This is a genomic window from Shewanella baltica, assembly GCF_900456975.1.
Taxonomy (GTDB): domain Bacteria; phylum Pseudomonadota; class Gammaproteobacteria; order Enterobacterales; family Shewanellaceae; genus Shewanella; species Shewanella baltica.
This window is the reverse complement of sequence record NZ_UGYM01000002.1, coordinates 1,074,720-1,095,411: the sequence shown is the minus strand read 5'-3', so window position 1 is coordinate 1,095,411 and position 20,692 is coordinate 1,074,720. Positions and strand designations below refer to the sequence as shown.

Annotated in this window: 25 protein-coding genes; 14 read left to right on the top strand and 11 right to left on the bottom strand. The window is 45.0% G+C overall.

From position 1 onward, the window contains the following. Positions 1–118: 118 nt before the first annotated feature. A complete protein-coding gene (locus DYH48_RS04940; protein ID WP_107402308.1) occupies positions 119–1,012 on the bottom strand; it encodes a LysR family transcriptional regulator in 894 nt (297 codons plus the stop codon). Positions 1,013–1,243: 231 nt separating this feature from the next. Between DYH48_RS04940 and DYH48_RS04935 the strand changes: the two genes are divergently transcribed. Then, complete coding sequence (locus tag DYH48_RS04935; protein ID WP_011847349.1) at positions 1,244–1,687, top strand: DoxX family protein; 444 nt, start codon at positions 1,244–1,246, stop codon at positions 1,685–1,687. A 12-nt stretch (positions 1,688–1,699) separates the two neighbouring features. After that, positions 1,700–2,410, top strand: coding sequence for a pirin family protein (locus tag DYH48_RS04930; RefSeq protein ID WP_006085686.1), 711 nt, complete (start codon positions 1,700–1,702; stop codon positions 2,408–2,410). Between the two features lie 250 nt (positions 2,411–2,660). Here the strand turns inward: DYH48_RS04930 and DYH48_RS04925 are convergent, their stop codons facing one another. The 5 genes from DYH48_RS04925 to DYH48_RS04905 form a co-directional block, all read right to left on the bottom strand. Next, positions 2,661–3,185, bottom strand: coding sequence for a GNAT family N-acetyltransferase (locus tag DYH48_RS04925; protein ID WP_006082491.1), 525 nt, complete (start codon positions 3,183–3,185; stop codon positions 2,661–2,663). 167 nt (positions 3,186–3,352) lie between these two features. Continuing rightward, positions 3,353–3,952, bottom strand: a complete 600-nt coding sequence (locus DYH48_RS04920) for a GNAT family N-acetyltransferase (protein ID WP_115334196.1) — start codon at positions 3,950–3,952, stop codon at positions 3,353–3,355. A gap of 82 nt (positions 3,953–4,034) precedes the next feature. Beyond that, positions 4,035–4,337, bottom strand: coding sequence for a hypothetical protein (locus tag DYH48_RS04915; RefSeq protein WP_006082493.1), 303 nt, complete (start codon positions 4,335–4,337; stop codon positions 4,035–4,037). Positions 4,338–4,462: 125 nt separating this feature from the next. Further along, positions 4,463–4,672: a DUF3820 family protein gene (locus DYH48_RS04910; RefSeq protein WP_006082494.1), complete on the bottom strand. Its 210-nt coding sequence runs from the start codon at positions 4,670–4,672 to the stop codon at positions 4,463–4,465. 160 nt (positions 4,673–4,832) lie between these two features. Further along, positions 4,833–5,303: a GNAT family N-acetyltransferase gene (locus DYH48_RS04905; protein WP_006082495.1), complete on the bottom strand. Its 471-nt coding sequence runs from the start codon at positions 5,301–5,303 to the stop codon at positions 4,833–4,835. A 528-nt stretch (positions 5,304–5,831) separates the two neighbouring features. Here DYH48_RS04905 and DYH48_RS04900 point away from each other — a divergent pair. From DYH48_RS04900 to DYH48_RS04875, 6 genes are all read left to right on the top strand, one after another. After that, positions 5,832–6,659, top strand: a complete 828-nt coding sequence (locus DYH48_RS04900; protein WP_115334195.1) for an AAA family ATPase — start codon at positions 5,832–5,834, stop codon at positions 6,657–6,659. Further along, positions 6,619–7,086, top strand: coding sequence for a hypothetical protein (locus DYH48_RS04895; protein WP_063883282.1), 468 nt, complete (start codon positions 6,619–6,621; stop codon positions 7,084–7,086). The genes DYH48_RS04900 and DYH48_RS04895 overlap by 41 nt, the downstream gene beginning before the upstream one ends. A 249-nt stretch (positions 7,087–7,335) precedes the next feature. Further along, the gene (locus DYH48_RS04890) at positions 7,336–8,739 is read left to right on the top strand and encodes an ABC transporter substrate-binding protein (protein ID WP_115336098.1); all 1,404 of its coding nucleotides are present in this window, start codon (positions 7,336–7,338) and stop codon (positions 8,737–8,739) included. Beyond that, on the top strand, positions 8,726–10,465 hold the full coding sequence (locus tag DYH48_RS04885; protein WP_115334194.1) for a GGDEF domain-containing protein: 1,740 nt from the start codon (positions 8,726–8,728) through the stop codon (positions 10,463–10,465). Before DYH48_RS04890 ends, DYH48_RS04885 begins: the two co-directional genes overlap by 14 nt. 111 nt (positions 10,466–10,576) lie before the next feature. Next, entirely contained in the window at positions 10,577–11,401 is an 825-nt protein-coding gene (locus DYH48_RS04880; protein WP_115334193.1) for a M90 family metallopeptidase, read from the top strand. Positions 11,402–11,425: 24 nt separating this feature from the next. Continuing rightward, positions 11,426–12,058, top strand: a complete 633-nt coding sequence (locus tag DYH48_RS04875) for a nuclear transport factor 2 family protein (RefSeq protein ID WP_115334192.1) — start codon at positions 11,426–11,428, stop codon at positions 12,056–12,058. A 144-nt stretch (positions 12,059–12,202) separates the two neighbouring features. Here DYH48_RS04875 and DYH48_RS04870 read toward each other — a convergent pair whose 3' ends face one another. The 3 genes from DYH48_RS04870 to DYH48_RS04860 form a co-directional block, all read right to left on the bottom strand. Beyond that, complete coding sequence (locus DYH48_RS04870; protein WP_115334191.1) at positions 12,203–13,678, bottom strand: HDOD domain-containing protein; 1,476 nt, start codon at positions 13,676–13,678, stop codon at positions 12,203–12,205. 191 nt (positions 13,679–13,869) lie between these two features. After that, positions 13,870–14,883, bottom strand: a complete 1,014-nt coding sequence (gene ltaE / locus DYH48_RS04865) for a low-specificity L-threonine aldolase (RefSeq protein ID WP_115334190.1) — start codon at positions 14,881–14,883, stop codon at positions 13,870–13,872. A gap of 94 nt (positions 14,884–14,977) precedes the next feature. After that, complete coding sequence (locus DYH48_RS04860; RefSeq protein WP_037391073.1) at positions 14,978–15,163, bottom strand: hypothetical protein; 186 nt, start codon at positions 15,161–15,163, stop codon at positions 14,978–14,980. A 64-nt stretch (positions 15,164–15,227) separates the two neighbouring features. On the opposite strand from DYH48_RS04860, the gene DYH48_RS04855 reads away from it, so the two are divergent. The 3 genes from DYH48_RS04855 (at position 15,228) to tpx (ending at position 17,395) form a co-directional block, all read left to right on the top strand. Further along, a complete protein-coding gene (locus DYH48_RS04855) occupies positions 15,228–15,818 on the top strand; it encodes an OmpA family protein (RefSeq protein WP_115334189.1) in 591 nt (196 codons plus the stop codon). Positions 15,819–15,850: 32 nt separating this feature from the next. Continuing rightward, on the top strand, positions 15,851–16,678 hold the full coding sequence (locus DYH48_RS04850; protein WP_006082505.1) for a mechanosensitive ion channel family protein: 828 nt from the start codon (positions 15,851–15,853) through the stop codon (positions 16,676–16,678). Between the two features lie 123 nt (positions 16,679–16,801). After that, positions 16,802–17,395: a thiol peroxidase gene (gene tpx, locus DYH48_RS04845; protein ID WP_115334188.1), complete on the top strand. Its 594-nt coding sequence runs from the start codon at positions 16,802–16,804 to the stop codon at positions 17,393–17,395. A 74-nt stretch (positions 17,396–17,469) separates the two neighbouring features. Here the strand turns inward: tpx and DYH48_RS04840 are convergent, their stop codons facing one another. Continuing rightward, entirely contained in the window at positions 17,470–18,111 is a 642-nt protein-coding gene (locus DYH48_RS04840) for a trimeric intracellular cation channel family protein (protein ID WP_006082508.1), read from the bottom strand. 361 nt (positions 18,112–18,472) lie between these two features. Beyond that, positions 18,473–19,033 (bottom strand): DUF4136 domain-containing protein, encoded by a 561-nt coding sequence (locus DYH48_RS04835; RefSeq protein ID WP_006082509.1) that lies wholly within the window; start codon positions 19,031–19,033, stop codon positions 18,473–18,475. 179 nt (positions 19,034–19,212) lie between these two features. On the opposite strand from DYH48_RS04835, the gene DYH48_RS04830 reads away from it, so the two are divergent. The 3 genes from DYH48_RS04830 to DYH48_RS04820 all read left to right on the top strand — a co-directional run bounded on the left by DYH48_RS04830 (position 19,213) and on the right by DYH48_RS04820 (position 20,668). After that, entirely contained in the window at positions 19,213–19,530 is a 318-nt protein-coding gene (locus DYH48_RS04830; RefSeq protein ID WP_012089750.1) for a hypothetical protein, read from the top strand. Positions 19,531–19,708: 178 nt separating this feature from the next. Further along, a complete protein-coding gene (gene yciH / locus DYH48_RS04825) occupies positions 19,709–20,038 on the top strand; it encodes a stress response translation initiation inhibitor YciH (protein WP_037392612.1) in 330 nt (109 codons plus the stop codon). A gap of 66 nt (positions 20,039–20,104) precedes the next feature. Continuing rightward, positions 20,105–20,668, top strand: coding sequence for a YqgE/AlgH family protein (locus DYH48_RS04820; protein ID WP_006082512.1), 564 nt, complete (start codon positions 20,105–20,107; stop codon positions 20,666–20,668). Positions 20,669–20,692: the final 24 nt, after the last annotated feature.

Here is a 20,692-nt window from a genome sequence, read left to right as displayed (position 1 = left end):
GAGCAAAGTAAATTAATGAGTGACGACATAGAAAACGTTGAATAGACAGTGATGCAAAACAAACGTTGCTCTCATTGCCTGTCATCAAAATTGCTAGACTTATAAAATTGCTAGGCGCCTAAAACTGCCAGTCGCATTGTGGCAAGCGCTCAGTAAACCAATCCTTTGCCTTGCCCTGCGCGTCTTTACGCCACGCCATAAACACAGCTTGGGGTGGGCGCGGCATTTCCACATGGCAAGCCACTAAGCTTCCCGCCGCCAACGCATCCAAAATCAAGTGTTTTGGAATATAGCCTACGCCGAGTCCCAATTGCTGCGCTTTAATCTTGGTCTGCATATTCGGCACACGGATCACTTGGCGACTATCAAATAGGCCGCTCGAGCGCTGCGCTAAGGCCGTCGAACTGTCAGCCACCACAATGGAAGGGAATTGCAGCAATGCCTCGGTCGGAATAGGGCCCGCATGTTGCGCCAATGGGTGGGCGGGATTTAAGGCAAACACAAACTCCAACTCACCGATTTCGACCACATGATATTGACCTTTTGGCAGTTCACCCGTCACGCCGATGGCGATATCGGCACGGCCCGAATAGAGTGCATCCCAGCCGCCGCCTAAGGACTCTTCACTGATGTTCACCGTCACTTGCTTACCCAGCTCAGTAAATTCCCCGATCAACTGCAATAGGGGCAAATCCGGCACGACAGTATCGATTGCTAAGGTTAACGAAGACTCCCAGCCGGTCTCGAGTTGACGCACCGCTTCTTCGAGCCTAGACGTTGCCGAAAGGATTTCTCGACCTTGGCGCAGCACAAGTTGGCCGACTAAGGTCAGTTCGGCGCGTTGGCCCTTACGTTCAAATAATTTTGTGCCTAAATCGCTTTCCAGTTTCTGCACTGTGTAGGTCAGCGCCGACGGCACACGGAACAAGGACTCGGCCGCTGCGGAAAAACTGCCTTTTCTATCAATGGCATCGAGTACGATTAATCCATCGAGACTAATAGATGGCAACATAAAAACCTCATATTCAAATTATTTGAAGTAGACATTGAAAATGTTCCGATTTTCTTTGCCAAAGGTCAAGTCTACACTGCTTAGCAATGGAGAGATTCTGCGGAACTCACTACCAAAATCGGATGTAGACACTGAGTAAAGTTAAGTTAGAACAGATTTAAAAACTGAGTTAAAACTGATTGAACAACACACTTAAATACTTGTTAAATAATTTGAAATAAGGAATGCCCCATGAAAGCACTCATCGCAAAAACACTGAAATCAGCCCCTAGTCTTGCCCCACTGGCACTGCGTATTCCTATCGGGATTATCTTAATCGCCCATGGTTCACAAAAACTGTTTGGCTGGTTCGGTGGGTACGGCTTAGAAGGCACTGGACAATGGATGGCATCCATTGGTCTGACGCCAGGTTACTTAATGGCACTGATGGCAGGTTCAAGTGAATTCTTCGGCGGCCTATTCCTGTTACTCGGCCTGCTGACTCGCCCAACCGCCCTCGTATTGTCATTCACTATGATAATAGCGATTTTCTCAGTACACATAGGCAACGGTCTGTTCCTTGCCAACAACGGTTACGAATTTGGTCTCGCCCTACTAGCAGCCACAGTGTCATTGGCGGTTTCAGGTGCCGGTAAGTTCGCTATCGATAACCTATTCGCTAACCGCATCAAATAAAGGGGAAGCAAGATGATCACATTAAGAAAAGCACAGGACCGCGGTCAAGCAGATTTAGGCTGGCTAAAGAGTCAACATACCTTCTCTTTCTCTAGCTACTATGACCCAGAGCACATGGGGATTTCATCCCTAAGAGTCATCAACGATGACAGAGTAACGCCCGGCGCAGGTTTTGATACCCATGGTCATAAAGACATGGAGATCATCAGTTACGTGATATCTGGCACTATCGCCCATAAAGATAGTTTCGGTAATATCAAAACCTTACCCGCAGGTGAGTTTCAATTGATGTCGGCGGGTAAAGGCATTTACCACAGCGAGTTCAATGCTTCTAATACTGAGCCGCTACACTTTTTACAGATTTGGATCCGCCCAGATACCTTAGGCATCGATGCGGGTTATCAGCAAAAGGCATTCGAGCAGAGCTCACCGCTGACGGCTGTGGTGACACCAAACGGTGAAAATGGCACGCTGAAAGTGCAACAGGATGCGACCCTATATCGTTTAGTGTTAAGCGAAGGCGAAAAAGTGACGATGGCCAGAACCGCCGAACAAGCGAGTCGTCATCTGTATGTTCAATTGATTGAAGGTACGCTGGATATCAATGACACAACACTGACGGCGGGGGACGGCGCACATCTGATCCAACTTGCGAGTGTCGACTTTACGGCAACAAGCGGCCAAGTCACCGCACTAGTATTCGACTTGTCGGCTAATGCGTAATACGAGCGGCTTAACTGAACCACTCAGTACAGCCGCTTAACGATTGAGCAAACGATTAAGCAAGTCATTGAGCAAGTGATTACATGCCAGCTTGATAAGCACTCACCTAGAAAACCTAGAAGCACTGCCACAAGTCATCTTTGGCTGTGTTTTTTATTGGCGTTTTTATGGTCATGTTATAAGGCGATGTTATAAAAGCAGTGCTAACGGCCTCGTTGAGCGAACCAGACCCGCACTTTGATAAGCTGAGTTAAAGCGCGAGTGTCATGCTGAAATTAACCAACACTTGGGCTTGGCCCTGTGCTTTATCCGCCGCATTCAAAAAACGCTTATGTTCATTACGGCGAATACTGCGAAATCCTTGTTTTTCAAAAAAAGGTCGCGCGAGATAGGATGCTTCAACCGTTAATCGTTTCAGCGCTAAAATTTTAACTTCTTCAAACAACGCAAAATACAAAGAGGTGGCCACCCCAGAACGGGCATATTCGGGATGCACGAACAGACATTCCACTTCAGCAGCGGCTTCAACTTCACTGTCAGCACCTATCTTAAGATTGATAAATCCCACTAGCATGTTATCGGCTTCAGCAACCCAAATCGTGGTGCCCTTTAAGCGTTCGAGCCAATAGTTCTCACTGCGGATCTCACCTTCGATATAAGCCCATGCAGAGCGTTCGGCAAACGAGTAAAACTCGCCAGAGCCTTGCATTACACTCGCCTCAAAGATCGCCGCCAGCTGCGAGACATCCGATGGCGTAAATAGTCGGATCTTCATTTTCTGCCCTCCATCTTGAATTGTTAATCGCTTAAGATTAACCGTATTCTAATTTAAGTTAAATAGTGCTGATTTAACTTAAATCGTGTCACTCAACGGCGTTAAGCTAATGTTTTACTGTGGAATACCTTACATCACTTTTTGGTTGAAACCATAGTAAGCTAACGTTAAATATTCTTCTCCATATAGAAGCCAGGGATCACTTGCCCTAGTTTTTGCTGATAACTACGCTGTATTTGAATGAATCCCATACGGGTAAATAACCCTTTAGACAGATAAGATGCATCCACACTCAAGCGCGCATAGCCTTGCGCCTTAGCCCACGCTTCTAAAACAAGATAAGCACGCTCACCCAATCCCTTAGCTTGATAATCTGGATGGATATATAAGCTATCTACATAACCTTGGTGGGCAAAATGGGTTTCGACATTGATAAAACCGCAGCAAATTGAAGAAGCTGTCGCTACATTTTTGGCTAATACCACCCACGCCTTTGAGCGGTTTAAGCGCAAATCCCAATGTTTAGCCGATCTTGGCGCCGCAGACCAAACTGCAAGTTGCGCCTGTGAATAACGAGCATGGGTGATGTTATGCACGCAAAGATGAAATAACTCACTCACCTCTCGGGCATAACATGACTGATAAGGCTGGATCTCGAACTGTTCAAACGCCGTCACTTGAGTGTTCTCTGTTGAGTAATAACCGCTAGCAATAGTGCTATTTTGCCGCGTTTCGCTTAATCGAGATAGACTCAAATTTTGCGGCATTGAAGGCTAAAAACAAAAACGGCCTCGAAGGTATCGAAGCCGTTGGATTAAAGAGGCGCACAGGTTAGCGCACTCGTCACTGTTACTTCTTATCGATTTGACCGACAAATAACAGTTTATCAAAGGTGCGGTTTAAGGTTTTGCTAGTGAATTCGTTCATCCACATTTGCTCAACCACAGCCACTTTATCGCCTTTACTCACTTCAGTTTGAGGACCTGCAGCCCAAAAAGTGGTGTCAGCTTCTTTAATCTGTACGTAGGTGTAACCACCACCGTTCATCGTATCAACAACAGTACCTTCGTGGGTGACACCCTGAGCCCAAGCACTTGACATGCCTAACGCTAAAGTCGCTACCGCCGCTAATTTTACCCATTTTGCCATCATGCCTGCGTTCCTTTTGTTTTGCTAATATGCTGCATTAAAGCACGCTAAAAACAATAAATCGCTAATCTCTATCACGAAATACAACACTTATCGCAAAAGCAGTATTTTTCTTCAAAGAGGGGAACTCATTTCAACAGCGGTTTTAGCATGCCTTCTAAACCATTAAGCTTGATTTCGTACATTAGGGCTAATTGCTCACCGAGTTTGCCCTGGGGGAAACCTTGCTTATGGAACCACACCAAATAGGGCTCGGGTAATTCCAGCAACTTACGTCCAGCGTACTTACCAAAGGGCATTTTTTGATTTACAGCGTCGATGAGTAGTTGCTGATCCATAGATTGTTATCTCGTGCAGGTCGTCCCGATAATCCCACGGATGCTACAACATAAGCCAATCAATGTCGCCGTTAACTCATACAAAAAAGCACACAAAAGTGACCCGACGCCCAAAGGCCAAGTTGGCATCATCGACGCACAAAATTCTCCACACAGAACCCTAAGCAACAATCTTTAATAGATTTGGCCCTAAGTTAGCGCATGGCGCATATTGAAAACCATATTCACTGCATAAACGCTCAGACTCGCCATGGGCGGTAATGCTGATACAAGTTCCAGAACTTGCGTGTCCATCGACAAAGTCCATCACTCGCTCAAGCATGATCTTCGCCAGTCCATAGGATTGGTATTCAGGCAACACGATAAAATCTTCAATGGCCAAATGCCCAGGCTTATTGCCGTAAACACACGCCGTTGCTAACAGATTAGACTTAGCGACTCCCGCGCCAGCATGCTCCATTTCAGCATTGTCACTCAATCGGATAGAGACCCAAAACAGTGCCTGTACATCCGCAAGCTCAACGCCGATAGAAGGGCGGCCCACAGTGCTACGCAAATTGAGGAGTTCATGGAATAACGGTGCGGTTTCAACGAGTTCAAACTTAATAGGCATAATAGTTTTGATATCCATTTGGCGTCCCTTCTCTCATGGTTGAAATTTCAAGCGATTTAGACGGCAGTCTATAGAGATGATAAAGCCAGCATTTGGCAGTTTGATGACAAGCACCTCACCAAACAAGACCACTTTCGACTGAGAAGCCGATTCTTTACACAGATTTGTTAATAACATTTAGCAATATAAAATTAACATTTATACCGATAGAGAAATAAAAAACCAGAATTCACATCCTGTGCATAGCCATCGATTACAACAAACAAGCCTGCAAGTAGATATAAAATAAATAAAACCATTTAAAACCAATAAGATAAAAAATCGTACTGATACATCCCTCCTCACCTGTTGCTCGTCAAATTAACGGCGCATGACCAGATACTGACAAAAAATGATGTGCGACAATTTAATTAAAAACCGTCAAAAATCAGCCAATTGACCGAGATTAACATAAGGTTTACATTCGATTTTGAGCATAAATGCGGTGTGGCTCCAAACTCATCAACTCGCTGCCCAAGGGTCATCAAAAGAATTAAGGAATGCGTCATGATAGTGTTAATCGGCGGAGAAAAAGGCGGCAGCGGTAAAAGTTGCTTAGCCCAAAACATAGCAGTTTTTCTAACCACAGAATGCAATGCCTCGGTCATCATGGTGGACTGCGATCCCCAACGCACCACATCAGATTGGATCCAGGCGAGAAACAACAATCCCAAACTGGCCAGCATTAATTGTGTGCAGCTTTACGGCAAGATCCGTAATGACTTGCTCAGTCTTGAACAACATTATGATGTGGTCATAGTCGACTGTGGTGGTCAAGACAACCTAGCGCTGCGAGCAACCATGTCAGTCGCCGCTTACATTTTAATGCCCTTAAGACCTAAGCGCCGCGATTTGAAAACCGTTTGCCACATGGATGATATCGTCGCGACCTGTAAAATGATAAACCCTAAGTTACGGGCTTCATTTGTGATCACCCAATGTCCAAGTTTACCTAATCAAGCTAACCGAATTTTAGAAGCCAAAGAAGTCTGTAAAACCTATGATATCAACGTCCTTGATGCGATAACGTACTGCAGGAATGTGTATGATGACAGCGAAGAGTCAGGTCTGTCAGTGATTGAAATCGACCCTAGCGGAAAGGCCGCCGACGAAATCCGCACTATCGCCTGTGAACTGTTCCAAGTCGATTGCGCCGCCAATTTAGAAGACCGCCTACATCCTGCACTGCTCGCTCAGAGAGCTGGTAAGGGTCAGATGCACAATGGTTTGACAAATAATGGTTTGCTCCATCAAACTCAACCCACTCACCTTAACACTCAAAAAAGGGGGCAAAATGGGACTCAGCGACCTCAAGAAAAACGCTATGCCATCTAGCAGCATACAACCGTCGCTTTCGTTAGATGAGTTTATTGAGGCAGCAAACTTATATGCCATGGGACAAAGCCTAAATAAGACAAAAAGCAGTCATTTCGCTTTTGAAGTGGATGCAACAAACGCTAACACCGCTGACTCAAAGGTCGCTAACATAACGACCGACATCGGGCTAAGTCATTCCAATGTGCTGCTCTTGCACAAGCAGAGCTTAGGGACTGAAGTCTTATCGCCAGCAAAAGTAGAGGCCACAACTCACTATCGCAAGGCAACCTTTTCACTCAGCGAAGCGGCTATTAGCCAACTCGCCACCTTGTCGGAAGAAAGCACGCTCTCCAAATCGAAACTGCTCCGATTCTTGATTGAACAACATTACGAACTGCCCATTGCCCTGAGGCAATTACGAGAACAACAGTTCCAAAACCGTTAACGCTTCGCAATACTCCCACCCTTTTCCGGTAACTCAGCTAAGCTCGGGTTATCGGCTTTTTTACTTAAGAACAAGCACCAAGATAAAAACCACAATAAAATCGCGGCATAAGTTCTGATCCCACCTATCCTTAAATGTACAGAATGCTGAATAAATGATATTTATTCAGGGTTAACACGCAACATTAAGGTGTATTTTTTGTTAAAGCCGATCCGACTTATTTGCCTTTGTTTAAGCGCCGTGTTTCTGATGCCCTGCTACGCAGAGTTTTCATTGGCACAAATACCGCCGCTCACGAACAAAACGCCCATTACCTTAGTCGCAGAAAAGGGATTTTGGACCGACTATTTAACCCAAGAAATGTTGCCTAAATTTACCGAAAAAACTGGCGTCAAAGTGCAAGTGATCAGCACTGAGCTAGACACTATGTTTAACTTACAGACCCAAGATTTACTCCAAGGTTCGGGCAAATACGACTTGCTAACGATGGAAGCTGGCTGGGCAAAAGAATGGGCCGCCAATGGCTACACTGTGCCCTTAGTCGAACTCGCGAAACTGTACGATCCCGATGGCGAAAAGGCCATGGAGAAATACCTAGAACCCTATTACCCATCACTACTGAATATTTTATCCTACCATGGTGAAATCCATGCGATTCCCTACAACAACTATGTGATGGGCAATCATTACCGAGCGGATCTCTTCGATAATAAAACCGAAAAAACACGCTTTCAGAGCCAGTTCGGCTACCCACTCTCGCCAGCAAAAACCTTAACCGAGTTACGGGATCAAGCCCAGTTCTTCACTCGTAAAGCGGGCGCTATGTTGGCGGATAAAATGTTGACCCACGACTTTTACGGCCTAGCGCTAATGTCGGGCGATAAGCCACATATTAACGATGAATTTTCCAGCATGATCTGGAGCTTAGGCGGCACTTGGATGCAGCCAATTTATAATGACCAAAAACAGATCAGTCATTTTGAAGTGCCGATCATCAACCATGAAGCGATCGAAGCCGCTAAGCTTTATCGCGAATTAATGCCCTATGCCGTACCTGCTAACGAGCAATTTGCCTTCAATGAGGCCGCCAATGCAATCGCCACAGGCCAAGCGGCAATGTGGCCTTTTGCCTACAATAATTTGTGGCACAAATCTTTTAAAGTTGAACAAAATATTCCCGGCGCACGCCTTGCGGTGAGTCAAGTGCCCGGCGGTTATCCCTATAACGGCGCCTATGCTTTTGCCGTGAGCTACGACAGCAAAAATCCCCAAGCGGCCTATTGGCTCATCAAATACATGGGCACCTATGAGGCGCAACACGCTTATGCCCTAGGCGGCGGTAATCCCTGTCGTATGGATGTCGTGACCGCCCCCGAATTTAAAAGTGAATCGTTAAGGACCATAGCGGGCGCATTCGAGGCAAGCCATATCGCTAATATGTTTTGGTCAACGAAAGTGCTAGAACTTGGGCATTTTACCAGTACCGCAATGGGACAGATTTACCCTGAACTCAGCCATGCTTGCTATCGCGCTAGCCGCAGGCCCGCTGACAGCGAGGATATTTTCGTTAAATTAAGTGCAGAGATAAAACACCTCCAAAATACCTATGGAGAGGTACCTGCGATTGACAAGAAAACCAATGACAAGCACTAAACCGCTGAAAAGCCTAAAACAAAAAATAACCTTAGCCTTCTATATCATAGTGGGCATGGCGCTGTTTAATGGTGTCGTCGCCATACTGCTGTCACAGCAACTGAAATCAGAAATTGAGCATTTAGTGGGAGTGGATGTTGTTAAAGTCACCACTGCGCTGCAACTGGCAAAAAACAGTGAAAAACTGCAAATCATCACAGCACGTTTAAATCATTATGATAATGAACAGCAAAGACTTCGCCTATTGAGTGAGCTCTCGGCGCAGTGGGAACTATTAATTAATGACTCCCGATTACTGGCCTTGATTGAAACCTCTAGTGTCAGTAAGCAAGAATTGAATCACGCGTTAGATATTCAACTGTATTATTTACAACAGCTGCCATTACTTGCCGAGTTAACCGATTCCGCCCTACAAGCCAATTTACAAGCAACAAATATTCAAGCCAATTTAACCTCAATGGCATCGGGATTTACTGATGAAATGCAGACCCAATTTCACAGCATCAATGCCGATTCAGAGCGTCAGCTTAAGCTGAAAAACTTTGACAAGATTGCGATGAATATCAATACCAACCAGCAATTGTCTCAATTTAGTCATTTGGGGGAACACTTATTTACCCGCCTATCTCAAGTAAAGATTATCGACAATCTGGTTGAACTTAACCGCACCCAAAGAGAAGCGATGCGGCTGCTGTTAAATATGGAGGCGATTCTCGAGGGCGTTAGCGGGGATACCAGTTTATATTTCAATTTGTTATCGCAAATAAAACAGACCATGGTCGGTGAAGATAACCTGTTTGAACTGTCCCGCAAGGCCATTAAAAGCACGCATATCGCCAATGCGCATTTAGAGTACCAAGCCGATGCCGTGCAAATTGTCGCAACCTATACCCAAAATCTGGTCAACCAAGTCGAGAATGAAATCCAACAAACGGGCGGCGAACTTAAAAGCGACAGTACCGCATTTATCATATTGATTTTTTGCAGTGGTATTCTGTATTGCTTCTTCATCTGGCTCACCAGCTGGCACTTTATCACTAAGGGCATTATCAAACCTGTGATGGCGACGCGAGATGCCATGAACGCTATCGCCAATGAAAAGCTCGACACCCACATGCCGGTCACTGACAACCTAGAACTGCAGCAAATGGTGAACTCTTTAGAAACACTAAAAAGCTATGCGGCCCAGGTTAAAGGAATGGCGGAAACTGACGGACTAACAGGCTGCTACAACCGCCGTTATTTAGACATACAACTCCAAAAAGAACTCGAGTATGCAAGGGATCACAATATGCCTCTTGGCATTATTCTGTTTGATATTGATAACTTTAAACAATTTAACGACAGATATGGCCATGTCGCCGGCGATCAATGCCTGAAAAACATTGTTAACGCCGCTAAATCCATCTTAAAACGCCCAACTGACATGCTTGCCCGCTATGGCGGTGAGGAATTTATGATAGTGCTGCCATCGAGTCATCTCGAGGAGGTCTATCAATTTGCCGAACTATTACGGGAGAAAATCATCAGCCTAGAAATTCCCCATGAAGACTCTCCCCATGCGGGCATACTTACCATCAGCGCCGGGATTACTTGCTGGCAACTACCGCAACAGCTGGATGCCAATAGTTTAATTAATCGCGCCGATGAAGCCCTCTATCATGCCAAACTGACGGGGCGTAACCGTACCGAAGCCCTCCTCGGCCAACCCATTCGCTATTCCTAAGCCGCCAATCGCGGCGGCAGAAACGTTTCTTTTTCCAGCAAAGGATTGAGTTAAGTCCTCTTCACCCCCATTAGCTAATACTAAGTTAATCAGGATCAGGTCAGGGAAAGTATGCTCGCCATTGTTATCACGCTTATCCTCGGAGTCGGGGCAATCGCTTGGCTACTTTCAAGTCGTTGGCGCAAAACCTTGCACCGCCGCCGAGTCACAGCAAAACCCTTTCCAAAAGAATGGCGCAGCATTCTCAAAAAAAGACTGCCTTACTTCCATGCGTTACCGACAGATTTACAGCTACAGCTCAAACGGCTTATCCAAATCTTCATCGATGAAAAGGAGTTTGTTGGCTGCGATGATTTCGAGATCACCGATGAAGTGAGAGTCACTATCGCAGCACAGGCGTGCCTCCTGCTGCTCAATCGAAAAACAGATTTTTACCCCAAACTGAAACAAATTTTGGTCTATCCCGATGCCTTTATCGTTAATAATCAACATAGAGACACGAGCGGTATCGTGTGGGAACAGCGCAATGTGCTGGCGGGCGAATCTTGGGAATACGGCAAAGTGGTGCTCTCGTGGAAAAATACCTTAAACGGCGCCGCCGATCCCCACGATGGCAATAATGTCGTGATCCACGAGTTTGCCCATCAGCTCGATCAAGAAGACGGCCAAGCTAATGGCGCGCCGATACTGCAACATTTTGCCGATTACAGCACTTGGTCAGAAGTGCTAAGTAAGGCTTTTACCCAATTACAGCACAGCGCGAACTTTGGCACGCCCTCATTATTTAATTACTATGGTGCGACGAATCCCGCTGAATTTTTTGCCGTTATTACTGAAGTCTTTTTTGAAAAGCCAGAGGATTTCTACCAACAACACCCAGACTTGTATCGGGAACTGAGCCGCTTTTATCAACTCGATCCGATAAACTGGCATTAACCACTCAAACTAGAGACACGCAAAATGCTCAAAGACACTCATGCATTTGCAGTTAAAGGCACCACTGTTAATCGCCCCGCTAATATGTGTCGCGCGACTAAAGCCAGTCGTGCCACTAATATAAATCGCACTAGCTTGGGGTTACTGCTCAGCGTATTAATGCTCGGCGGCCTTAATGTAAGCGCACAGGCACAGGACCCGCCAACACAAAGCGCTCAAACACAAGACACTCAAGTCCAAGGCGCTCAAACAACATCGAGTTCAGACCAACAAGCGGCAGCTCAGGTGTTGGATTTACTCAACCAATATTCAAGCGATGCCGATTGGGATAAGTATTTTGCCCTGTACCGAAAAGACGGCATTTTTATTGGTACGGATGCGAGTGAACGTTGGGGAATGGCGGAATTTGAACATTACTCCCGCCCTACAAAAGGTTGGCGCTATGATTTAACGGAGCGGCATTTAATCCAACATGGCGACGTCATATTGTTCGACGAGTTATTAAATAGCCCCACCTATGGTGTCAGTCGAGGAACCGGTACTTTGATCAAAACCGATGGCTACTGGAAAATTGCGCAATACCACTTAAGTTTCCCAATCCCCAATGAGATCGCGAAACAGATCACCACCGAGATCAAAGCCGCAAACAAGCAGTAATGCCGTACTACCCAGAATGCAGTTTCGAAAGCGTACAATTTATAAAAGTGCGATTTCGATAGCATCGCTGTTTCAAATTGTACGGTTTCAAAGAGTACGGTTTCAAAAAAAGCAGCGTTAAGATAAAACAGTTAACAGCGAACGCTATCTCAAGGACACGGTAAAACACACATTCGCCAATTGGGAAAAGTGGATAAAACTTTGAAAATCCACTTCTTCAAATGCCCTTTGTGAAGGGCCCCGATCCGCGTAATAAAACCCGATAACTTTGCTGTCGATCAATAATGGTGCCATTAAAAATCCCTGCCGTGACACGTGCCGCGCTTGCAACTCCTTGCACTGCTCCTGCCATTTTTTAGAGCTGGGATCGTCCACCCAAAGTGGCGCCTTATGCTCCATCGCTTGATGAAATAGCCCACGTTTGTCACTCAAATCGATAATAAACTCTTGTTTTATCGCATCGGCATCACGGCCCAATATCACCCTAGGTTGGAGCTGTTTACGGCTTGGCGATAACAACAAAACGCCGCAGCGGTCAACACCCACGCCCTCAAGAATACCTTCAAGGACCGTCTGCATTATCTGATTAAAATCTGCTTTATTAATGGCAAAACCTGTCAATTCACGCAACTTAGCTAACTGAATATTCAAGTTAACTTGATAGACTGGCATATCTAACGGAATGGGAGGTAGATCGGGTTCAGCGGCGACAATACGTTTAGGATCGGGTAGATAATCGAGTAACACTTTAGCACCGTACACTTCTGCCAACTTATGGGTCGCATTCGCGCAGCGCTGCATTCGTACCAAAAACTCTTTCTCTTCTAGCCCAGTAAAACTCGCCGCTTGAGTCATACGTTTCGCTAACTCGAGCTTATCGAGAACGGGTTGCGATAAAATGTCGCAGAGCTTATCGGCAAGAAAAATAGCCCGAATATCTGGCCGCTGATCCTCTGGATAATTCAACGCTTGGATCAGCAACTCACCCAATCCCCAATTGCGGGCAATACTCTGGGTGAGCTGCAAAAAAGAAGCACCAAGGGCTTCGCGGGTAGCACTTCTCTCTTCGGCGGGCGTTTCACATTGGCTGAGTGTTAAGTCTAATTCTTCGGTAAATTCGCCCCCAATACTCCAAAAAGCGCTCTCGCCTATGTGATACAACAAAGAGGCAATAAAGGCTTCCTCCTGCATCTCCTCGTCATGATGACTCAACATCATCCGCGCAATCATGGCCGCTTGAAATGCTTTGGCCATCAACTTAATTAACCTTTGATAGACATTGGGCGCGAGATTTTTACTCTCCAACAAACTTGAGAGTAACTTAGCTGTAATACAGATATTTCGCACCGCATCGAAACCAAGCACTATGGCGGCGCGGCTAACGGTGGAGATTTGGCTACTTCCTTTATGGTAAATAGCACTATTGGCGACTCGAAGAATACGAGAGGTTAAGGCGTTATCGTGCATCACGCTACGCCCAAGTAATGCGAGAGAGGAAACGTCATCCTTGGCGAGCTTTTCTAGCGATTTAACAGTCGAACACAGTGCGGGCATTTCTAATTCACTGATCCGATTTGTCCAATAATCGACCCCTTTATTAGTATTGTTATTAGGCTTCAACCCAAATTTACCTTAGCAATAAAACTTTATTGTTTTGAGTATAGATAAGCACAAATATTTCGCCCGTGGTCTAAGGCTTGTTTTCACCAATCAACAGTTAATTGCTCAATAATTAAACATCTAGTTATACCCGCAAATAAAAATGCCCGAGACAAAGCTCGGGCATTTAGAGGTTTTAAAACAAGCTGCGTTTAGGCAGTGAAGTACTGCTTAACAACACGCAACACTTTATCTATATCCTGACGGCTCACATCTTTGTGAGTCACAAGCCGAATCGTGCGCCCAGGGCTTATCAGAATGCCTTCAGCTCGACAGTGTTTTGCTAATAAATCCGCATCAACTTTAGGCGCTAATTTGGCAAATAACATATTGGTTTGTACTGCGGCTAAATCGACGTCGAACTCACTCAACTCTGCCAACTGGCGAGCCAAATACGCCGCGTTGTCATGATCTTCACTCAGTCGTTGCACTTGCTCAGTTAAGGCGAGCTTACCTGCCGCAGCAAGTATCCCAGCTTGACGCATGCCGCCACCGAGCATTTTACGCCAGCGTATCGCCTTCTTAATCAAACGCTCGTCACCTAAGAGTAATGAGCCAACTGGCGCGCATAACCCTTTGGACAGACAAATCGAAACAGAATCAAAATGCGCAGTAATCTTACTTATCGCGATATTCTGCGCCACAGCCGCATTAGCAACTCGCGCGCCGTCGAGATGGATTTTTAATCCGCGATTAAAGGCCAGAGCCTGCGCGTCCGCTAAATAGCTTTGCGGGATCACTTTACCGCCAATCGTATTCTCTAAACTGAGCAAACGCGTGCGGGCAAAGTGGATATCGTCAGGCTTAATGGCGGCTTCAATATCGGCCAAGGCAATGGTGCCATCGACTTGATTCAACAAAGGTTGAGGTTGAATGCTACCTAAGACAGCGGCACCGCCACCCTCAAATTTATAATTGTGGGCCTGCTGGCCGCACAGATACTCATCACCACGCTCACAGTGGGCCATCAAAGCCAATAAATTCGCCTGCGTACCTGAACAGGTAAATAATGCGCTTTCAAAGCCAAACATCTCTGCGGCCATATCCTGCAGACTATTTACCGTGGGATCATCACCGTAAACATCGTCACCTACTTCGGCTCTGGACATGGCTAATCGCATCGCTGCTGTTGGCTGGGTAACAGTATCACTGCGTAAATCTATCATCTCGTCCTCAACTTAAGGTTTGGTTGGCGCTTAATGGGCTCAAGACTCTAGCGCCAAAGGCTTATTTTGTATAGTTTATCATCATGCTTATTCATCATGTTACTGACTCCAAACGTGAATACATGGGCGAAGTGATGATCTGAATATTGGCTTCAACTAATAAAAACATAAATATACTCAAGATATTGCCGATATATGCCTGTCGATGAGTTAACGCGTGAACGCGTTTCACTTGGCGAAATGCGCCTAAGTCGATAGAATGCCGCACTAAGATGGTCATGCTACAACCATGCGATCACTTTAGTAATTTTGACTAGTACTTATCGTTCAATAGGTGATTTGTAGTGAAAAACTCCCAATCTCGATGGATTCAGCTGGTACTTTTACTATTAAGTTTAAGCCTGACATCGCAGGTATTCGCTTGGTCTGATACTGACCAAGATGGCGTGCCTGACATCAAAGATGCCTGCCCTAACACAGCGCCAGACACGCAAGTAATGGCCAATGGCTGTGTTGAAGAGGTCGAGGTGGAAGCGACTGCATCAGCAGATTGTAGTACGAGTAATCCCAATGCTGAGTTCAGCGCAGATTGTCATAATATTTCTGCCGCTGTGGTGTATTTTGAATTTGCCATTGCCGAAGTTGACTTTTCGCAATGGAAAACTTTAGCCTTAGTGAAAGCATATTTAGCAGCGAATGATGTCGCATTAACCTTAGTGGGCCACACGGATATCGTTGGCACGCCTGAGTTTAATTATCTGCTGTCACTTCAGCGCGCTCAAAATGTGAAACGTATTTTGGTTGAAGATTATGGCTTTAATCCAAATCGCTTTACCGTAATGGGTAAAGGTATATCTGAACCTGTAGCGGACAACCGTTCTAGCGAAGGGCGCAGTTTAAATCGACGAGTACAATTTATCGTCAATAATAAATAGTTTTAGTTAGCGTATATTTAGGGAGTTATTAAATGGAAAACCTTGAAGGTTTATTAAAGCAAGCACCGGATCTGATTGTGACTTATGGCTTAAAAGTTTTATTTGCCATTATCATTTTCTTTGTTGGTAAATACTTTGCCGGCGTAGCACAAAAGCTGGTTCGTAAATTACTGAACAGCCGTAAAGTTGATCCGACCGTTGTTTCATTTGTCGCAAACCTCGCTTGGGCAATTGTGTTTGTTTTCGCAGTGATTGCCACCTTAGGCCAAATTGGCGTACAAACCGCATCGTTGGTCGCCGTTATCGGTGCCGCTGGTTTAGCGGTGGGTTTAGCGCTACAGGGTTCTCTGTCTAACTTCGCATCGGGCGTGTTAATGGTGTTATTCCGCCCTTGCCGCGTTGGTGACTATATTGAAGCCGCTGGCATTGCCGGTACTGTTGATGAAATTACTATATTCTCAACCAAACTTCGCACACCAGACAACAAGGTTATTGTGGCGCCAAATTCATCCATCATGAATGGCACTATCACTAACTATTCGGCAATGGATACTCGCCGTATCGATTTAGTGATTGGCGTGTCTTATTCTGCCGATATCGCACTCACGAAGAAAATCTTAACTGAGATTTTAGACAACAACCAATATGTGTTAAAAGATCCATCATATACAGTTGGACTGGCTGAATTAGCGAACTCTTCAATTAATTTCGTGGTTCGCCCTTGGGTAAAAACGGCTGATTATTGGACGGCTCGTTTCCAACTGCTTGAGCAAATCAAAAATGCATTAGATGCAGCAGATATCGGTATTCCATTCCCACAAATGGATATTCATGTCAAAGAATTGCCACTCAGCAAATAACCCTAAATGAATAACAAAGGTCGGCAATTGCCGGCCTTTTTTTATGGTTCTGCATAGCATTTTAGCGTACCTTAAAGGACAGATATTAGCGAAGGCACAGATATTCATGTGCGAGGAAATCCAATGCAAAAATACGTTTCATTTTTAGCCGCCAGCTGTATTTATGGCTTAGTGCTGATGAGCCCCAATGTGCTTGCCAGTGAGAAAAACCAGGTTCTTATGGGTGAAAAAACCGTCACCTTGGAAGGCAAGTTACCTAAGCTGTCGCAAATGGCGCCAGGATTCAAAGTGGTTGATGATCATTTTGCGCCAGTCATGCTTAGCGACTTTAAGGGTAAAACCGTGTTGATAAGTGCCGTACCAAGCTTAGATACGGGCGTGTGTGCACTACAAACTAAACGTTTCAACAGCGAAGTGGGCCATTTTTCCGATGACGTGGTCATGCTAACCATCAGTGCCGATTTACCCTTTGCACAGAAACGTTTCTGCAAAGTAGAAAACGTAGATAAAATCAAAGTACTATCCGATTCTGTCTGGCGTGATTTTGGTGAAAAATATGGCTTGTTGATTCAAGATTACGGCTTGCTCGCGAGGGCTATTTTCATCATAGATGCCGAAGGTAAACTCCAATACCAAGAGTTAGTTCCGAATATCACCGAGCATCCTAACTACGATGCTGCACTTGAAGCGCTGAAAAACATTCAAGCCCAGCAGTAATTTACCGCTAAAAAAACAGGGCAGCCTTAGCTGCCCTGTTTTTTTACGATTGTATATCTACGATTTTTTACGATCTAATGTGTGTGCTGATCGCCATTGGCCTGATAATCAAAGGTCGGCATAGACCAATGATAGCGCAGCGCTAACATCCGCAGGCTAAAACCAACGCTCAGACAAATAACCAGATTAATCCACTCGGTTAATTGATAGGCTTTTAAGACTATATACAAACCAGCCGTCAGTAGTGAAATCACCGCGTAGAGTTCTTTCTTAAAAATCAAAGGCACTTGATTACACAGGATATCGCGGATAACGCCACCAAAAACGCCCGTCACCAATCCCATCACCACGGCAATCGTTGGGCTAAATCCCAACATTAAGGTCTTCTGCGCGCCCACGATAGAGAACACGGCTAACCCTAAGGCATCGATAGCTAAAAACAACTTAGACAAATAACGCATCACAGGAGCGATAGCGACTGTGAGTAAAGAAGCAAATGCAATCGCAATAAGGTAATTCACGTGCTCAACCCAAATTAAGGGGTAATTGCCGAGCATCATGTCCCTTAGTGTGCCGCCACCAATCGCCGTTGCGCAGCCAATGATCACCACACCAAACAAATCCATCTGCTTGCGACCCGCCGCCAGAGCGCCCGTCATAGCCTCGGCAATAATACCAATCAGCCAAAGTAATCCAATAATCTGCGTCTCATGCATCTTTGCTACTACCAACAAGGTAAAGAAACAGATTCTGCCTGAGAAACCCTCAGTTCTATAATGATTTTATTTTGAATTCATCATTAGAAAAATTAATTCATCACTTCATCAATAATGAATTGCCAATACCTACAACCACAAAATGGCACTGTATAAATTGCAAACAAAATAGCCAGTTATACGTAAAACTACTTCTCACGACTGTTTAGATAACCAAAATTTTTAATAAGTATTAATAACGTTAATTCAATCAGATGATAAATAACTGCAGATCATCTAATCGAATGGGCAAAACGCATAAAAATCAGCCACAAAAAAGCGGCCCTCAGGCCGCTTAATTTTTATTCAAACTGAGTCAGGACTACTTAGTGTCAGGCTTAGGGGGATAATTTGCCATCACACTACCCACCGCTTGATTGATGATCTGTACTCTTTCTTCTGGGGTATTTTTGTCGCGAATGGTATCGGCAACAGAACCACGCCAGATAAGCTTAGTGGTTTTATTATCAACTAAATCAATAATCAGAGTACCAACTTCATATTCTCTCACTGTAGTTTGGGTCTGCATATTGCCGCCCCAACCCCATCCTGGACCATAGTATGGGTTGTAGCCAAAATTACTATTGAAGGTATCAACGTTGATTTTCTTATCGACTTTGGTGAGGTAGTTAACCAATACATCAGCGTCTTTCGCATCGACTAATGTCATGCCTTTACTCGCTAACTGGCTATTAACCGCTTCTCTTACTCTTTGATCCATCAAGCCATCAAGATGATATCCGGCAGAATCGGCTTTCTGAGCAACCCAGGCATAGGTTTTATATTGGGTAAAATTGGCGCTAGGATCATAGTCCCAACCAGACTTCATCGAGCTACAGGCACTTAATGCCAGCACGGCTAAAGCTACAAAAATATTTTTCATCTTAATTTCCTCAGATGTTCGAACCGAACAAAGACAAGTATCAGAGATATGAATTTAGCTTACAGAGCAATCATCTGATCTACAACTCAATTGATTAAAAAGCAGCATCTCATTCAGCTTGACTTCAGCAAAACCAAAGATGATAATGATTATCAATTGAGATTAAGAGGGATAATGAAATGTACTGGTTTATTAGCGCGTTTTTGGTTGCATCAGCCATTTTTTTCCTTGCGCCAGAAAAAATCTCACTCGAGGCAAATAACGCAAAAATAAAGCGCCATTTGCCCGTCAGCTTACTGATTTTACCTCTCATTGTACTTGGCTGGTTGGTCATCGATGCCGTCGCGAATGGCACTAATTATGCGACAGTCGCCGCATTCGGCTTTGTAACCACCGCCTGCTTAATTGCGTTACCTAAGCTGCATAAATTTATTATGCCCAGCGCCTTAGTGACCGCAGTAGCGCTGATCGTCATGGTCTTTATGCGCATGAATTAAAACGGCGGATAACGCTCTCTTTTTCAAAAATATGCTTACTTCCCTGCAAAGAGTTAGCATTTTGTTCAGACCACTTAAGGATAATCCTCAAGTGGTCTTTTTTTACCTCCCAGAACCCCTGCAAATTTGATAAACTCAACGGGTATAAGTCATCTTTTAACACCAATGAATGAAATCTATGAAAGCAGATCCTAATGTATCCTTAGTGTACAGCACCGACAAAGGCCGTATTAATGCAGAGCCCGTCACTAAAGCGATTCCTGAATCCGACGGTATAGTCAGGATCCATAGAGACAGTAAGGGCCGCAAAGGCAAAGGCGTTTCGATTATCTCAGGCCTAGGTCTCGATGAAACCGCGTTAAAAGCAATGGCTCAGACCCTTAAAAAACAATGTGGTTGTGGTGGAACGGTTAAAGATTTCACTATTGAGGTCCAAACCGATAACCGCGAGCAATTAAAGCTATTGCTTGAGAAGCAGAACTACAAAGTTAAATTAGCTGGCGGTTAATCTCGCCCGACTTAGCAATATAGCAGCATGCTAGATCAACTTAGCCACATCGAACGGAGTAGTTTAATGGAGAGTTTGCAGAACCATTTCTTAATTGCCATGCCTTCACTGCACGATACGTTTTTTGAACGCTCAGTCATCTATATCTGTGAACATGATGCCAAAGGCGCCATGGGACTGGTGATCAATAAACCGCTCGGTATCGAAGTTAATTCGCTATTAGAACAAATGGATTTGCCAGCTGAGCAAGTCTCCACCGATTTAGCGTTCAATGCCAATGTCATGATGGGCGGACCCGTTTCCCAAGATCGTGGCTTTGTACTGCATACCTCTCAGCCCTATTGGGCCAACAGCACAGATCTGGGTTGTGGTTTAATGCTAACCACCTCACGCGATGTGTTAACCGCTATTGGAAGCAACAGATCGCCAGAGAAGTTCCTCGTCGCATTAGGATATGCTGGATGGAGCAAAGATCAGCTCGAACAAGAGCTTGCCGATAATTCTTGGCTAACGATTCCAGCAACCAATGCACTCTTGTTTGACATTAAACACGAAGACCGTTGGCCACAGGCCAGCCGAGCTCTTGGATTTGATGCTTGGCAGGTTTCAGCTCAAGCGGGTCACGCTTAAGCCTATTTCTTAATATAAGTCAGC

Bases quoted from the DNA above. Each gene is read 5' to 3' on its own strand.
- DYH48_RS04940 (WP_107402308.1), bottom strand. From the start codon at position 1,012: ATGTTGCCATCTATTAGTCTCGATGGATTAATCGTACTCGATGCCATT.
- DYH48_RS04935 (WP_011847349.1), top strand. From the start codon at position 1,244: ATGAAAGCACTCATCGCAAAAACACTGAAATCAGCCCCTAGTCTTGCC.
- DYH48_RS04930 (WP_006085686.1), top strand. From the start codon at position 1,700: ATGATCACATTAAGAAAAGCACAGGACCGCGGTCAAGCAGATTTAGGC.
- DYH48_RS04925 (WP_006082491.1), bottom strand. From the start codon at position 3,185: ATGAAGATCCGACTATTTACGCCATCGGATGTCTCGCAGCTGGCGGCG.
- DYH48_RS04920 (WP_115334196.1), bottom strand. From the start codon at position 3,952: ATGCCGCAAAATTTGAGTCTATCTCGATTAAGCGAAACGCGGCAAAAT.
- DYH48_RS04915 (WP_006082493.1), bottom strand. From the start codon at position 4,337: ATGATGGCAAAATGGGTAAAATTAGCGGCGGTAGCGACTTTAGCGTTA.
- DYH48_RS04910 (WP_006082494.1), bottom strand. From the start codon at position 4,672: ATGGATCAGCAACTACTCATCGACGCTGTAAATCAAAAAATGCCCTTT.
- DYH48_RS04905 (WP_006082495.1), bottom strand. From the start codon at position 5,303: ATGGATATCAAAACTATTATGCCTATTAAGTTTGAACTCGTTGAAACC.
- DYH48_RS04900 (WP_115334195.1), top strand. From the start codon at position 5,832: ATGATAGTGTTAATCGGCGGAGAAAAAGGCGGCAGCGGTAAAAGTTGC.
- DYH48_RS04895 (WP_063883282.1), top strand. From the start codon at position 6,619: ATGGGACTCAGCGACCTCAAGAAAAACGCTATGCCATCTAGCAGCATA.
- DYH48_RS04890 (WP_115336098.1), top strand. From the start codon at position 7,336: ATGCCCTGCTACGCAGAGTTTTCATTGGCACAAATACCGCCGCTCACG.
- DYH48_RS04885 (WP_115334194.1), top strand. From the start codon at position 8,726: ATGACAAGCACTAAACCGCTGAAAAGCCTAAAACAAAAAATAACCTTA.
- DYH48_RS04880 (WP_115334193.1), top strand. From the start codon at position 10,577: ATGCTCGCCATTGTTATCACGCTTATCCTCGGAGTCGGGGCAATCGCT.
- DYH48_RS04875 (WP_115334192.1), top strand. From the start codon at position 11,426: ATGCTCAAAGACACTCATGCATTTGCAGTTAAAGGCACCACTGTTAAT.
- ltaE (WP_115334190.1), bottom strand. From the start codon at position 14,883: ATGATAGATTTACGCAGTGATACTGTTACCCAGCCAACAGCAGCGATG.
- DYH48_RS04860 (WP_037391073.1), bottom strand. From the start codon at position 15,163: ATGACCATCTTAGTGCGGCATTCTATCGACTTAGGCGCATTTCGCCAA.
- DYH48_RS04850 (WP_006082505.1), top strand. From the start codon at position 15,851: ATGGAAAACCTTGAAGGTTTATTAAAGCAAGCACCGGATCTGATTGTG.
- tpx (WP_115334188.1), top strand. From the start codon at position 16,802: ATGCAAAAATACGTTTCATTTTTAGCCGCCAGCTGTATTTATGGCTTA.
- DYH48_RS04840 (WP_006082508.1), bottom strand. From the start codon at position 18,111: ATGCATGAGACGCAGATTATTGGATTACTTTGGCTGATTGGTATTATT.
- DYH48_RS04835 (WP_006082509.1), bottom strand. From the start codon at position 19,033: ATGAAAAATATTTTTGTAGCTTTAGCCGTGCTGGCATTAAGTGCCTGT.
- DYH48_RS04830 (WP_012089750.1), top strand. From the start codon at position 19,213: ATGTACTGGTTTATTAGCGCGTTTTTGGTTGCATCAGCCATTTTTTTC.
- yciH (WP_037392612.1), top strand. From the start codon at position 19,709: ATGAAAGCAGATCCTAATGTATCCTTAGTGTACAGCACCGACAAAGGC.
- DYH48_RS04820 (WP_006082512.1), top strand. From the start codon at position 20,105: ATGGAGAGTTTGCAGAACCATTTCTTAATTGCCATGCCTTCACTGCAC.